General features: G+C 70.3%; 10 protein-coding genes and 1 tRNA gene. 6 read left to right on the forward strand and 5 right to left on the reverse strand.

Translation table 11 applies throughout. From position 1 onward, the window contains the following. Window positions 1–429: 429 nt before the first annotated feature. From ACFY93_RS11155 to ACFY93_RS11165, 3 genes are all read left to right on the forward strand, one after another. On the forward strand, window positions 430–894 hold the full coding sequence (locus ACFY93_RS11155; protein ID WP_391356155.1) for a MarR family transcriptional regulator: 465 nt from the start codon (window positions 430–432) through the stop codon (window positions 892–894). A 105-nt stretch (window positions 895–999) separates the two neighbouring features. Beyond that, entirely contained in the window at window positions 1,000–2,178 is a 1,179-nt protein-coding gene (locus ACFY93_RS11160; protein WP_391356158.1) for a N(5)-(carboxyethyl)ornithine synthase, read from the forward strand. 107 nt (window positions 2,179–2,285) lie between these two features. Beyond that, a tRNA-Met gene (locus tag ACFY93_RS11165) sits at window positions 2,286–2,359 on the forward strand. A 177-nt stretch (window positions 2,360–2,536) separates the two neighbouring features. On the opposite strand, the gene ACFY93_RS11170 is transcribed toward ACFY93_RS11165, so the two are convergent. The 5 genes from ACFY93_RS11170 to ppdK form a co-directional block, all read right to left on the reverse strand. Next, a complete protein-coding gene (locus ACFY93_RS11170) occupies window positions 2,537–2,914 on the reverse strand; it encodes a hypothetical protein (protein ID WP_391356159.1) in 378 nt (125 codons plus the stop codon). 139 nt (window positions 2,915–3,053) lie between these two features. Next, window positions 3,054–5,708, reverse strand: a complete 2,655-nt coding sequence (gene adhE / locus ACFY93_RS11175; RefSeq protein ID WP_391356162.1) for a bifunctional acetaldehyde-CoA/alcohol dehydrogenase — start codon at window positions 5,706–5,708, stop codon at window positions 3,054–3,056. Between the two features lie 213 nt (window positions 5,709–5,921). Continuing rightward, a complete protein-coding gene (locus ACFY93_RS11180; protein WP_391356165.1) occupies window positions 5,922–6,569 on the reverse strand; it encodes a CBS domain-containing protein in 648 nt (215 codons plus the stop codon). A 148-nt stretch (window positions 6,570–6,717) separates the two neighbouring features. Continuing rightward, complete coding sequence (locus ACFY93_RS11185; RefSeq protein WP_391356167.1) at window positions 6,718–7,101, reverse strand: hypothetical protein; 384 nt, start codon at window positions 7,099–7,101, stop codon at window positions 6,718–6,720. Between the two features lie 103 nt (window positions 7,102–7,204). Then, complete coding sequence (gene ppdK, locus ACFY93_RS11190; protein ID WP_391356170.1) at window positions 7,205–9,901, reverse strand: pyruvate, phosphate dikinase; 2,697 nt, start codon at window positions 9,899–9,901, stop codon at window positions 7,205–7,207. Window positions 9,902–10,130: 229 nt separating this feature from the next. Between ppdK and ACFY93_RS11195 the strand changes: the two genes are divergently transcribed. The 3 genes from ACFY93_RS11195 to pflA all read left to right on the forward strand — a co-directional run bounded on the left by ACFY93_RS11195 (window position 10,131) and on the right by pflA (window position 14,238). Beyond that, window positions 10,131–11,075, forward strand: a complete 945-nt coding sequence (locus ACFY93_RS11195) for a universal stress protein (RefSeq protein ID WP_391356172.1) — start codon at window positions 10,131–10,133, stop codon at window positions 11,073–11,075. A gap of 158 nt (window positions 11,076–11,233) precedes the next feature. After that, on the forward strand, window positions 11,234–13,492 hold the full coding sequence (gene pflB / locus ACFY93_RS11200; RefSeq protein ID WP_391356175.1) for a formate C-acetyltransferase: 2,259 nt from the start codon (window positions 11,234–11,236) through the stop codon (window positions 13,490–13,492). After that, on the forward strand, window positions 13,489–14,238 hold the full coding sequence (pflA, locus tag ACFY93_RS11205) for a pyruvate formate-lyase-activating protein (protein WP_391356178.1): 750 nt from the start codon (window positions 13,489–13,491) through the stop codon (window positions 14,236–14,238). Before pflB ends, pflA begins: the two co-directional genes overlap by 4 nt. The last annotated feature ends 68 nt before the right edge of the window (window positions 14,239–14,306 follow it).

Below are 14,306 nucleotides of genomic sequence, written 5' to 3' on the forward strand. Positions count from 1 at the left end.
CGTGCACCGCGCGTTCTATGGAGGGCCTGAGTCGGGCTGATGGTCTGTCAGCAGACAAAGGGCGAAAATATGGTTTCCTTTTGGAAATCGATGCTAATCACGTTTCTGCATCGATGTCAAACGCCGGTGCCGGAACACCAGTTGAGCGGATATCTCGTGCGTCGTACGCGCGCACCGACGGCCGGAACGGGGCAACATGCGTCTCCTCGCTCCTGTGTCGGTCCGATCCGTTCTCTGCACCCGTTCGCCGCGGTCGACCGGTACGTGCCCGTCACCGGCCCTCGCACTCCGGTACCCCCGCGTCACGTCGTCACGCCTCCAGATGGTGTCCTCAGGGAAATCATCTTTCGTGGACCACGGGCGGCCAGGCGTGACCCCTTGATATCTTGGGAACTCTCCCACCGGTCCCCCCTCGTACCGGAAGCACTCATGACTCCACGAGACGACTCGACCCCCACCCGCCAGGCGGAACCGGCCTTTCTGCAGGCCGCCCTGACCCACCTTCAGTGCCTCCTGGTCGCGCGCAGGTCCCGCGTCAATCCCGAGGGCGTCAACTGGCACCAGTACGACGTTCTCGAACTCCTGCGGGCGCGCGGCTCCATGCGGCCCTCCGAACTGAGCGATGTGCTGGAGGTCTCCCGGCAGACCACGTCGAAGGCCCTGCGCGTGCTCAAGGACCTGAACCTGGTGACGCAGGTGGCCGCAGGGGAGGACCGGCGCGAACTGAGTACCTCCCTCACCCCCGAAGGCCACCTGTTCCTCGCCCGGATCGCCCGGGGGCACCATGACATCGGACGGCTCGCCGCCTCGGTCCTGACCGAGGGCGAGAGCGCCCTGTTCGCGGAACTCTGCGAGAAGGTCGCCACGGCCATGGAGTCCGACCAGGCACGGTGACGGCCTCCCCGGCCCACGCCGGTGTGCCCGCTCGGGGTCCAGCCGGTCGCGACCGGCTGCCGGACTGCCCCGGTGTGCTAAACAGGGACCAACCAAAGGGGCATTTTGCAGCAGCTCACGCTCGGAATCATGTCGCAGACCCGCAAGGAGAACGAGCACCGTCTGCCCGTTCACCCCGCTCATTTCGACCGCATCGACTCCGGTCTCCGCAAGCGCATCTATCTCCAGGAGAACTACGGGGAGCATTTCGGCGTCCCCGACAGTCAGCTCGCCCCGCTCGTCGCGGGCTTCCGCACGCGTGAGGAACTCATCGCCGACTGCGATGTCATCCTGCTGGCCAAACCACTCCACGAAGACCTGGCGGAACTGCGCGAGGGCCAGGTCCTGTGGGGCTGGCCGCACTGTGCCCAGGACGAGAGGCTCACCCAGACCGCCATCGACCGGCGGCTGACGTTGATCGCCTTCGAAGCGATGAACCACTGGACCCGCAGTGGCGCCTTCAACCTGCACGTCTTCCACAAGAACAACGAGCTGGCCGGGTACTCCTCGGTCCTGCACGCCATGCAGCTGACCGGCGTGACAGGCGACTACGGGCGGCGCCAGCGCGCCGTCGTCATCGGCTTCGGCGCGACCGCCCGCGGCGCGGTGACCGCGCTCAGCGCCCTGGGTGTGCATGACGTCGACGTGCTCACCGCGCGTGGCGTCACCGCCGTCAGCGCCCCCATCCACTCCGCGCGGATCGTCCACTTCGACCACGACGAGGCCGACGACACCCTCGACCCGCGACGCAGTGTCGCCCTCACCGAGGACGGCCCGCTGCCGCTGGCCGAGTTCCTCGCCGGGCACAACATCATCGTCAATTGCGTGCTGCAGGACACCGACGCGCCTTTGATGTTCCTGATAGACGAGGACCTGCCCAAGCTGGCCCCCGGCACCCTGGTCATCGACGTCTCCTGCGACGAGGGCATGGGCTTCGACTGGGCCCGGCCCACCACCTTCGACGACCCGATGTTCACCGTGGGCGACCACGTCAGGTACTACGGGGTGGACCACAGCCCCTCCTATCTGTGGAACTCCGCGACCTGGGAGAACAGCGAGGCTCTTCTGCCCTACCTGGATGTCGTGCTCCAGGGCCCCGACGGCTGGGACGCCGACGACACGATCCGGCGCGCCATCGAGATCCGTCGCGGCGTCGTCCAGAACCCCAAGGTGCTCGCCTTCCAGCACCGCACCCCGCAATACCCGCACACCCGCGAGGAGCCCCGGGCGGCGTCGCGGCGGTAGCGCGGCGGGGTAGCGGCCCGACACCGCCGGCGCGGACCCGGAACGAACACCTGCGCCGCAAGGTGGTCTTCGGTGCCGGCGGGGATGGGGTACGGTGGGGTTACCGACGCGGGGTGGAGCAGCTCGGTAGCTCGCTGGGCTCATAACCCAGAGGTCGCAGGTTCAAATCCTGTCCCCGCTACTGCCGAAGAAGCCCGGATCCATTCGATCCGGGCTCTTTCGCGTTCCCATCCGGTGCCCCACGTCCTCCGGACGAAGCCGGCCCTGAGCACGATCACTGATACGTGTGCCGTGACTCGGCGGCCCCCGACTCCGATGACGTCGACGCCACCGGGCGCTGGGGGCGCCGCCGAGGTGCTCAGTGCGAGGAGGCCGGCCAGCCGCTCAGCGCCGCTGCGACGACGCCTGCGTCGAGCAGCACACCAGGAATCAGCCACGGATCGAACCAGACGGCCTTGAGCAGCAGACCGGCACAGGCCGCGACGAGAGCTGCCGTGGGCCACCCGCCACTGCGCGTCGCGGTGGCCGCGCCCGCGATGACGTAGAGCAGGGTCGTGACGGAGGCCAGCACGATGGCGGCCGCGCCCGTGAGTCGGGGGCCGGGCACTCCGGCCGCGGCCGATGCCCAGGAGTGCCGGGGGTCGAACGGCTCGCTGCCACCGACGGGTGCCAGCCAGACGGGCAGGTGGACGAGGCCGTGCAGAAACAGGACGGCCGAGAAGAACAGCGTGATCATGGCGTCGGTTCCTCCTTTTCGATCACCGGGCTGGGCCCCCGGCCTCCGGATCCGCGCTGGGCCCCCGGTCGAGGACAGCTCTCGCGGAGACGCGAGCGCACGTGCCCGGCCGCATTCCGCGTTCTACGGCCGACGGCGCTCAGCCGTAGTAGGCGGTGCGCATGATCTCCTGCATGTCGTTCAGCATCGGCATACGGGGGTTGGCGGGTGCGCACTGGTCCTCGTAGGCGTTGAGAGCCTGCTGGGGCAGGGCGTCCAGGAAGGTCTGCTCGTCGACCCCGAGTGCTTGGAACCTCGGCTCGATGCCCACGGCGTCGCGCAGACGCTCGACCGCCCTGGCGAGTGACTCCACTCCCTCGGCCGGGGTGGCGGCGGGCAGGCCCAGGGTGCGGGCGATGTCCTGGAAGCGCTCGGGGGCCCGGTAGTTCTCGTACTTGGGCCATCCGGTGAGCTTGGTCGGAACGGTGCCGTTGTAGCGGATGACGTGGGGGAGCAGGACCGCGTTGGTGCGGCCGTGCGCGATGTGGAAGGTCGCGCCGAGGGTGTGGGACATGGCGTGGACGATGCCGAGGAAGGCGTTGCCGAAGGCCATGCCGGCAATGGTGCCGGCGTTGTGCATCCTCTCCCGTGCTTCGGGTGAGCCGGCGCGGTCGTTCACCGCTGCTTCGATGTGGTCGAAGACCAGGCGGATGGCGTGCAGGGCGAGGCCGTCGGTGAAGTCGTTGGCGTAGACGGAGACGTACGCCTCGATGGCGTGCGTGAGGGCGTCGAAGCCGCTGTCGGCGGCCAGCGCCGGGGGCAGCGCCGTGGTGAGGAGGGGATCGACGATGGCCACGCTGGGCGTGAGCGCGTAGTCGGCCAGCGGATACTTCTTGCCGGTGGCCGGGTCGGAGATGACGGCGAAGGGGGTGACCTCCGCACCGGTTCCCGACGTGGTGGGCACGCACACCAGGCGGGCGAGCCGGCCCAGGGTCGGGAAGCGGAAGGCGCGCTTGCGGATGTCGGAGAACTTCTGCCGCATGTCCGCGAAGTCGATGTCCCCGCCCACGGCCTGCTGTTCGTACAGCAGCCACATGACCTTCGCCGCGTCCATCGGCGAGCCGCCACCGAGCGCGATGATCGTGTCGGGCCGGAAGTCGCCCATGAGACGGGCGCCGCGCCGTACGGAGTCGATGCTGGGCTCCGGTTCGACGTTGTCGATGATCTGCAGGGTGACCGGTTCGTGGCGCTGCTGGAGGACGCGGGTGATCCGGTCGACGAAGCCGAGGCGGGTCATGGTCGCGTCGGTGACGACGGTGACGCGGTGGACGTCCGGCATGGAGGAGAGGTAGCGGATGGCCTGCGGCTCGAAGTAGATCTTGGGCGGAACCTTGAACCACTGCAGGTTGTTGCGGCGGGCGGAGACCCGCTTGACGTTGAGCAGTTGCGCGGCGGAGACGTTGTTCGACACCGAGGTGCTTCCCCAGGAACCGCAGCCGAGGGTCAGCGACGGCAGAAGGCCGTTGTAGATGCCGCCGATCGCGCCCTGGGAGGACGGGGCGTTGACGATGATCCGGACCGTCTTCATGCGCATGCCGTACGCCTCCGCCAGCGCGCGGTCCTCGGTGTGGATGACGGCGCTGTGGCCCTGGCCGTGAAACGCGACCATGTCGGCGGCCAGGTCGAAGCCCCGCTGCTCGTCCTCGGCCCGGAGCACGGCCAGAACGGGGCACAACTTCTCCCGGGTCAGGGGCTCGTCCGGACCGACTCGCCCGGCCTCGACGAGAATGACCGAGGTGCCCTCCGGTACGCGGAACCCGGCCTGCTCGGCGATCCACGCCGGGCTCTGACCGACGGCCGCCGCGTTGACCTTCGGTTCGCAACCGGCGCCCGAGCCACCGGAGGCCGGGAACAGGAAGGACTCCAGCAGCTCCTTCTCCTGCGGGGTGGCGAGATGGGCGTGCAGGGTACGGAACTCGGCGAGCGCCGCGTCGTAGATCTCGTTGTCGAGGATGACCGCCTGCTCGGAGGCACAGATCATGCCGTTGTCGAACGACTTCGACAGCACGAGGTCGTTGACGGCTCTGCGCAGCTTCGCACCGCGGTGCACGTAGGCGGGGACGTTGCCGGCGCCGACCCCCAGGGCGGGCTTGCCGGCCGAGTAGGCGGCCTTGACCATCGCGTTGCCGCCGGTGGCCAGGATCAGTGAGACGCCCGGGTGCCGCATCAGCGTATTCGTCGCCTCGACCGACGGCTGCTCGATCCACTGGACGCAGTGCTCGGGAGCGCCGGCGGCGACGGCCGCGTCCCGTACGATCCGGGCCGCCTCGGCGCTGCAGTGCTGAGCGGCGGGGTGAAAGGCGAAGACGACCGGATTGCGCGTCTTCAGGGCCAGCAGCGCCTTGAAGATCGTGGTGGAGGTCGGGTTGGTGACGGGGGTGATCGCGCACACCACGCCCACGGGCTCCGCGATCTCCACCATGTCCTCGATGTCGTCACGGGCTATGACCCCGACGGTCTTCGTCCGGCCCATGCTGTGCGTGACGTGCTCGCACGCGAACATGTTCTTGGCCGCCTTGTCCTCGAAGACCCCCCGCCCCGTCTCCTGCACGGCCAGGAGGGCGAGTGCGGTGTGCTGGTCCAGGGCGGCGACCGACGCCTTCTTGACGATGTGGTCGATCTCCTCCTGGGTGATGCTCTCGTAGTCGGCGAGCGCCTTGAGCCCGGCCGTGACCAGACCGTCCACGGCGAGCGCGGTGTCGGACGGAGTCTCGTCGCCCGTGGTGGCCGCGGTCCGCGAGTCCTGTCGGATCATGGTGGTGTGCCTCCTGTCAGGGACCGCCGTGGACGTACGGCGGCACGGGGGGAGGAGCCGCGCTGTGGGGTACCGCGCCGCTCCGTCTTCCACTGTGCTGTGCGCCCTGGCACCGTCGCAGACTCCGAAAGTCCCCTTCCGGGCCCGTCAGTCCCGCGGGGGCGGGACCTTCGGCCCGGCGTGTCGGAGAGTGCGAGCGTGCCCGCGGGCGGATCACCGGGGCGGGGCGTGCTCGGCCGGGACGAGCGGCGCGCAGTCGTCGACACGGAACGTCAGACCGTTCATCACCCCGACGACACCCTCCAGCCGCCACGCCGCGTGGACGGCTTCCGGGATCTGGCTCCGCAGCTCCGTACGGCCGTCGAGGGTGACGACACCGTCGCGGACGGAGACGCGGACGGCACCGGCCGGCAGTTCCAAGGCGTCGGTCAGGACCTCCTCGACCACCTGGAGGCGGATGTCGTCGTCCGTGCGCAGGAAGACCCGCAGCAGGTCCCTGCGGGTGGCGATGCCGATGAGGCGGTCCTCCTCGTCGACCACGGGCAGTCGCTCGACGCCGCGGCGCTCCATCAGCCGGGCCGCGTCCGGCACGGACTGCTCCGGGTGCACGGTGATCGCGGGACTCGACATCACATCCGCCGCTGTCACGGCTCGGACCCGGGGATGGCCGGCCTGGTTCGCCTGCGTGCGCACGAGGTCGGTTCCGGACACCACGCCGAGCACCTTGTCGTCCTCGTCGGTCACCGGTACCCCGCTGATCCGGTGGCGGTCGAGCAGCCGGACGATCTCCTTGAACGGTGTCGTCCGGCGAGTCCGCACGACGTCCATGGTCATTACTTCACCGACGGTGCGAGGGGGCATGGCCGTTTCTCCTTCACGGGCATGGCGGGGAGCGGCTGCCGGATCGGCCGGGGCTCCCCGCCGGATCGGGCGGGCGCCGGTGCGCCCAGGGTCTTCCATCCGATTCGGGCCAGACCCCGCGAGCCCGGCCTGATCCGAACGAGAGGCCCTACTGCCGCGGGCCACCGCGCCACGGGGGCGGCGTGGCCGTTCTGCGGGCGGCGTCGGCGCGGTGTGCGACGCGTTCGGTGCTGCTGCGCAGCCGGTCCTGCAGCCGTTCGGCGAGCGCGTGGGCATCGGCCTCGCGGGCGTGGACGACCACGGCGTGACGTCCGACCCGGATCTCGGCGCCGGCGGACCAGGGCAGCCCGTCGTGGTGGTCCGCGGCCCTGACGACGCGTACCTCGCCGCCGACGGGCGGGAGCCCGGGGCGGTCCAGAACGGCGCCGACCTTCTCCCGGATGTACGCGAGAGCCTCCGCGTCCTCCGCGCCCTGCGTGTGTACCCGCACGGTGGCGGTGACATCGTGGGAACCGATGTCCTTGGCAGTCATGTGTTCCACTCCTCGTGGTTGTTCCGGTACGCCTCCAGGCTGCCGCGTGCCGTGCCCCGGTCCCAGGGGCACTCGGCCCCGGGACGGGGGCCGAGAGGCCCGCTCATCGGCTGTCGCTCACGTCGGTCCCCTCCAGCGCGGCCCGCCCGGCCTCCAGCCGTGCCACCGGGACCCGGAACGGGGAGCAGGAGACGTAGTCGAGGCCGGCCGCGTGGAAGAAGTGCACGGAGTCGGGGTCACCGCCGTGCTCGCCGCACACGCCGATCGTCAACTCCGGCCGGGTGGCACGGCCCTCGGCGACGGCGATCGCGATCAGCCGGCCCACGCCGTCCCGGTCGAGCGTCTCGAACGGTGAGGCGGGGAAGACGCCCTTGTCGAGGTAGGCGGAGAAGAACTCGGCCTCGACGTCGTCGCGGGAGAAACCCCAGGTGGTCTGGGTCAGGTCGTTGGTGCCGAAGGAGAAGAACTCAGCCTCCCCGGCGATCCGGCCGGCCGTGAGCGCCGCCCTGGGCAGCTCGATCATCGTCCCGACGGGGCAGGAGACGGTCACGCCCGTCTCCTCGGAGACCTCGGCCAGAACCCGTCGTACCTCTTCCCGGACGATCCGCAGTTCGCGGACGTCGCCGACGAGCGGGACCATGATCTCCGCCCGGGGGGCGCCGCCGGCGAGAAGGCGCCCCGCCACGGCCTCGCCGATCGCCCGGACCTGCATGGCGACCAGACCGGGGACCACCAGGCCGAGACGCACGCCCCGCAGCCCGAGCATCGGGTTCTCCTCGTGCATGCGGCTCACAGCGGTCAGCAGTTCGGCCTCGTGTGCGTCCGGCAGGTCCCCCCGGGCCTCGGCGGTGGCCATCCGCACCGCCAGCTCGGTGCGGTCGGGCAGGAACTCGTGCAGCGGCGGGTCCAGCAGCCGGATGGTGACCGGCAGACCGTCCATCGCCTCCAGAATGCCCGTGAAGTCCTCCCGCTGGAGGGGGAGAAGGGCCGCGAGCGCCCGATCGCGCCCGGCGTCCGTGCGGGCCAGGATCATATCCTCCACCAGCTTGCGGCGCTCGCCGAGGAACATGTGCTCGGTGCGGCACAGGCCGATGCCCTGCGCCCCGAACCGGCGTGCGCGGGCGGCGTCCTCAGGGGTGTCGGCGTTGGCCCGCACCTCCAGCCGGCGCACGTCGTCGGCCCTGGCCAGAGCACGGGCCACCGCGTCGACCACACCGGTCGCACCCTGGTCCGCCGCACCGGCCTCCAGAAAGCGCATGACCGCCGAGTCCATCAGCGCAACGGAACCCGCATACACGGTCCCCGCGGAGCCGTCCACGGACAGGACCGTGCCCTCCTCGACGACGGTGCCGTCCGGTGTGGCGAACCGCCGGGCCTCGATGTCGACGGAGAGTTCCTCGGCGCCGCACACACAGACCTTGCCCATTCCGCGCGCCACGACGGCGGCGTGACTCGTCTTGCCACCGCGGCTGGTGAGCACCGCCTGAGCGGCGATCATGCCGGGCAGGTCGTCGGGCGTGGTCTCCTGGCGGACCAGGACCACCCTCTGGCCGGCCGCGACGCGCCGGATCGCCTCGGCGGAGTCGAACACCGCGGCGCCGACCGCGGCGCCGGGTGAGGCCGGGATGCCGTGGGCGAGCGGGTCGAGGGTCTTCGAGACGTCGAACCGGGGGAACATCAGCCGGGCGAGGCCCTCGCCGCTCACTCGGGCGAGGCTCTCGTCGGGGGTGATGAGACCTTCGTCGGCCAGTTCGGCCGCGATGGTGAAGGCCGCCTCGGCGGTGCGTTTGCCGACCCGGGTCTGCAGCATCCACAGAGTGCCGCGCTCGATGGTGAACTCGATGTCGCACAGGTCCCGGTAGTGCCGCTCCAGGGTCTCCATGTGCGTGAGCAGACGGGCGTAGGACCCGGGGTCGAGGCGCTCCAGCTCGGTCAGGGGCACGGTGTTGCGGATGCCGGCGACCACGTCCTCGCCCTGGGCGTCGGGGAGGTAGTCGCCGTACAGGCCGGGACGTCCCGTGGCCGGGTCCCTGGTGAAGGCGACACCGCTGCCCGAGTCGGCGCCGAGATTGCCGAAGACCATGCGCTGCACGTTGACGGCGGTGCCGAGATCGTCGGGGATGTGCTCGCGCCGCCGGTACAGGCGGGCACGTTCACCGTTCCAGGACTCGAAGACGGCCAGCACGGCCCGGTGCAGCTGCTCGGCCGGGGACTGCGGGAAGTCCTCCCCGGTCTCCACACGGATCACGTTCTTGTAGGTCTGAACGAGCTCGGCGAGGTCGGACGCCCCCAGGTGCACGTCGTCAGGGACACCGCGCAGGTCCTTGAGCCGGGCGAGGGCCCGCTCGAAGTGGGAGGGGTCGACGCCCATGACCGTGCTGCCGAACATCTGGAGGAGGCGGCGGTAGGAGTCCCAGGCGAAGCGCCGGCTGCCGGAGACCTCGGCCAGGCCGCATACGGACTCGTCGTTCAGGCCGATGTCGAGGATCGTCTCCATCATGCCGGGCATGGAGAACCGCGCTCCGGACCGGACGGACAGCAGCAGCGGGTCGTCCGGCCGGCCCAGCAGCCGGCCGGCGGCGGCCTCGACGGCCGACAGGTGCTCGGAGATCTCCTCCGACATGCCCGCAGGCTCTCCGCCGGAGGCCAGGAAGGCACGGCACGCCTCGGTGGTGATGGTGAATCCCGGCGGCACCGGAAGTCCGAGCCGGGTCATCTCGGCCAGGTTCGCGCCTTTGCCACCGAGCAGACCGGCCATGCCACGGTCGCCCTCCGTGAAGTCGTACACGTAACGAGTCATGACGCTGCACTCCTCAACCGTGGGGTGTGGTGGTTCCAGCATCGGAGTGCGACGCGCATCCGGCGAGGTGCCGGCAGTCCCGCCCCGCGGGCCGGCCGGCCCCGGCGCGCCCTGTCGCACCACAGGGCCGAACGGGTCCGGACAGGGCTGTCCGGCCTCTGGGGCTTCACCTTCGCCGGGAGGAGGCTCGGCGACGTCCGCACGTTCATGGACGAGGAGGGACGGCATCATGCTTCACGACATCGCTGTCGGGGTGGACGGCTCATCCGCGAGCCTCGCCGCCGCGCACTGGGCGGCCGCGGAAGCCCAGCGGCGAGGAACCGGGCTCCGTGTGGTGCACGCCTGGTACCGCCACGCCCGTCCCGCGCCGTACGTGCCACTGGACAGCAGCGAGCACGGATGGGCCGAGCGGATTCTCCGGGAGGCCGTGAGCAGCGTTCGCGCGGCCCATCCCGGTCTGCGGATCAGCGAGCGTCTCGTGTGCGACGCCACGGTCACCGCCCTGGTCGCCGCCGCGGTGGACGCCGAGCTGCTCGCTCTCGGATCCCTCGGCCTGGGCCCCCTGGGCGGCTTCGTGGCGGGGTCGGTCTCCCAGCGCGTCGTCGCCCGGTCCGCACGGCCCGTGGTGCTGGTGCGGGCGGGGCGGACCACCGCCGACGACCACCTGCCGGCCGCGGACGGCGTCGCCCCGGAGGAGATCCCCAAAACGCCCTGTCGCGAGGTCGTCGTGGGGCTGGACGTCGGACATCCCTGTGACGAACTGATCGAGTTCGCCTTCGACGCCGCCCGGCGGCGTGGCACCGGTCTGCGGGTGGTGTGTGCCTTCCGGATCCCGTTCCGGACCGAGCCAGGTCCGTCGGCGCCCGTCCCGTCCGCCGCCTTCGAGGGTCCGACACCACATCCGCGGGCTCCGGCGCAGGAACTGGCCGACCAGGAGCGCACCGTGACCGCGGTGCTGCGTCCCTGGCGGGCGAGGTATCCGGCCGTCCCCGTGACCGAGACGGTCGTCGAGGGCCGGGCCCCGGCCGTGCTGGTGCACGAGGCGCGGGATGCCGCGCTCCTCGTCGTGGGCCGCCGCACGAACGGACGTCGGCCCGGTGCCCACACCGGACCGGTCGCACACGCGGTCCTGCACCACGCCGGATGCCCCGTCGCCGTCGTTCCGCACGACTGATCCCCCGGCGGTCGTGCCCGCGCGGGTACGGCCGCAGGGCCGAAGGTCCCGGAGATCCGGGCCCCACGGGGCCCGCCCCGTGCCGGTCGGACACTGCCCGCCGGCGACCCGGGCGACGAACATCGACGGTGAGAGACCGTCCGACGAAAGGACCCGTGATGACCGCGACGGTGACAGCCGGTGCTCGGACCGCCGACGCCTGGCGGCGGTTCGCAGGAAGCGAGTGGCGCGAACACATCGACGTGCGTGACTTCATCCAGGCCAACTACACGCCCTACGAAGGCGACGCGTCCTTCCTCGCCGGGCCCACGGACCGTACGCGCGCGGTCTGGGAGCAGGTCAGCGCGCTGTTCCCGGAGGAGCGCAGCCGGGGCGTCCTCGACGTGGACACCGCCACCCCGTCCACGATCACCTCACACGCGCCCGGCTACATCGACCGCGATCGTGAACTGGTCGTCGGCCTGCAGACCGACGCCCCGCTCAAGCGCGCGATCATGCCCAACGGCGGCATCCGTATGGTGGAGAACAGTCTGAAGGCGTACGGCTACGAGGCCGACCCGTTCGTGACGAAGGTCTTCGGCACCTATCGCAAGACCCACAACGACGGAGTCTTCGACGCCTACACGCCCGCGATGCGTACCGCCCGCAAGGTCGGCATCATCACCGGACTGCCGGACGCCTACGGACGTGGCCGCATCATCGGTGACTACCGGCGCGTCGCGCTGTACGGAACCGACCGCCTCGTCGAGGCCAAGCGCGCCGAACGCGCGCTGCTGGACACCCGGCCGTCCACCGCGGACGTCATCCGCGACCGCGAGGAGCTGGCCGAGCAGATCCGCGCGCTGGACGAGCTGACCCGCATGGCGGCGACGTACGGCTGTGACGTCTCCCGGCCCGCGGCGACCGGGCACGAGGCGGTGCAGTGGCTGTACCTCGGTTACCTCGCGGCGGTGAAGGAGCAGAACGGCGCGGCGATGTCGCTGGGCCGCACGTCCACCTTCCTGGACGTCTTCCTCCAGCGTGACCTCGACGCGGGGCTCCTGGACGAGGTTCGTGCCCAGGAACTGATCGACGACTTCGTCATCAAGCTGCGTATCGTGCGGTTCCTGCGTACCCCCGAGTACGACGCCCTGTTCTCCGGAGACCCGACCTGGGTGACGGAGTCCATCGGCGGCATCGGCGCCGACGGCCGGCCGCTGGTCACCCGCACCTCCTTCCGCTTCCTGCAGACCCTGTACAACCTGGGTCCCGCCCCCGAACCCAACCTGACGGTGCTGTGGTCGCCGCAACTGCCGCAGGCCTTCAAGGAGTTCTGTGCGCAGGTGTCGATCGACACCAGCGCCGTGCAGTACGAGTCGGACGAGCTGATGCGCCCGCGCACCGGTGACGACACCGCCATCGCCTGCTGCGTCTCGGCCATGGCCGTGGGCCGGCAGATGCAGTTCTTCGGCGCCCGGGTCAACCTCGCCAAGGCACTGCTGTACGCCATCAACGGCGGCCGCGACGAGATGACCGGCGAACAGGTCACTCCCGCGATGCCGCCGCTGACGGGCGAGTACCTGGATCACGACGAGCTGTCGGCCGCCTACGACCGTGTCCTGGACTGGCTGGCGCAGACCTACGTCGACGCGCTCAACGTGATCCACTACATGCACGACAAGTACGCCTACGAGCGCATCGAGATGGCTCTCCACGACTATCCGGTGCATCGCTTCATGGCCTGCGGCATCGCCGGACTCTCCGTCGCCGTGGACAGCCTGTCGGCCGTCAAGCACGCACGCGTGAGGGTGTTCCGCGACGCGACGGGCCTGGCCGTGGACTTCGCGACCGAGGGCGGGTTCCCGACATACGGCAACAACGACGACCGCGCCGACGCCCTCGCCGTCGATCTGGTGAAGTCCTTCATGGCGAAGGTGCGCAGGCATCCCACCTACCGCGATGCCGAACACACCCAGTCGGTGCTGACCATCACCTCCAACGTCGTGTACGGCAAGCACACCGGCAACACCCCCGACGGCCGCCGTGCCGGACAGCCCTTCGCCCCCGGCGCCAACCCGATGAACGGCCGGGACCGCCACGGGGTCGCCGCCTCCGCCCTCTCGGTGGCGAAGCTGCCGTACGAGGCGGCACGCGACGGCATCTCCCTGACCACCACCATCACCCCGGAGGGGCTGGGCCACGTCCCCGAGGAACGCGCCGGTCACCTGGTCGGCATACTCGACGCCTATACATCCGTGGGTGGCTTCCACATGAACGTCAACGTCCTGAACCGGGACGTGCTGGAGGACGCCATGGAGCACCCGGAGAAGTACCCGGAACTGACGATCAGAGTCTCCGGCTACGCCGTCAACTTCGTCCGGCTGACCCGTGAGCAGCAACTCGACGTGATCAGCCGCACCTTCCACGGATCACTGTGAGCACCGTGACCGCGGGACCTGTCACCGGCAGGATCCACTCCTGGGACCTGTCCACCGGCGTGGACGGTCCCGGGACCCGGTTCGTCCTCTTCGTCAACGGCTGCCCCCTGCGTTGCCTCTACTGCGCCAACCCCGACACCTGGCACATGCGAGACGGCCGACAGGTCACCGTCGACGAGGTGATGGCCGAGATCGACAAGTACCGGCCGTTCATCAGCGCGGCCGGGGGCGGGGTCACCATCACCGGTGGGGAACCCCTGCTCCAGCCCGCGTTCACCGGTGCCGTCCTGCGCCGGTGCAAGGGAGCCGGCCTGCACACCGCGATCGACACCTCCGGCCTGCTCGGCGCCCGCGCCACCGACGACCTGCTCGCCGACACGGACCTGGTACTGCTGGACATCAAGTCCTTCGACGTCACCACGTACCGGAAACTGACCGGTGGGAGCCTGACCCCCACCCTCAACTTCGCCACCCGCCTCGACCGCCTGCGCACCCGCATCTGGATCAGGTACGTCCTGGTCCCCGGCTGGACCGACGATCCGGAATCCGTGGACGGCCTCGCCTCGTTCCTGGGGGGCCTCGGGAGCGTGGAACGGGTCGACATCCTGCCGTTCCACAAGCTCGGCGCCGCCAAGTACGACGCCCTGGGCCTGCCCTTCCCGCTGAGGGACACACCGGTCCCCGACGCGGCGCTGGTGAACCGGGTGCGCGGCCAGTTCCACGAGCATGGTCTGACCGTCCACTGACCGGGAGAACCCGCCGGCCGGTTCGCCGTCGCCCGAAACCGAAACCGCAGGGCCGAACGGACGGTCGA

Source organism: Streptomyces sp. NPDC008313 (genome assembly GCF_042956125.1).
Lineage (GTDB): Bacteria > Actinomycetota > Actinomycetes > Streptomycetales > Streptomycetaceae > Streptomyces.

Bases quoted from the DNA above. Each gene is read 5' to 3' on its own strand.
- ACFY93_RS11180 (WP_391356165.1), bottom strand. From the start codon at position 6,569: ATGCCCCCTCGCACCGTCGGTGAAGTAATGACCATGGACGTCGTGCGG.
- ppdK (WP_391356170.1), bottom strand. From the start codon at position 9,901: ATGACTCGTTACGTGTACGACTTCACGGAGGGCGACCGTGGCATGGCC.
- pflB (WP_391356175.1), top strand. From the start codon at position 11,234: ATGACCGCGACGGTGACAGCCGGTGCTCGGACCGCCGACGCCTGGCGG.
- ACFY93_RS11185 (WP_391356167.1), bottom strand. From the start codon at position 7,101: ATGACTGCCAAGGACATCGGTTCCCACGATGTCACCGCCACCGTGCGG.
- ACFY93_RS11170 (WP_391356159.1), bottom strand. From the start codon at position 2,914: ATGATCACGCTGTTCTTCTCGGCCGTCCTGTTTCTGCACGGCCTCGTC.
- ACFY93_RS11155 (WP_391356155.1), top strand. From the start codon at position 430: ATGACTCCACGAGACGACTCGACCCCCACCCGCCAGGCGGAACCGGCC.
- ACFY93_RS11195 (WP_391356172.1), top strand. From the start codon at position 10,131: ATGCTTCACGACATCGCTGTCGGGGTGGACGGCTCATCCGCGAGCCTC.
- adhE (WP_391356162.1), bottom strand. From the start codon at position 5,708: ATGATCCGACAGGACTCGCGGACCGCGGCCACCACGGGCGACGAGACT.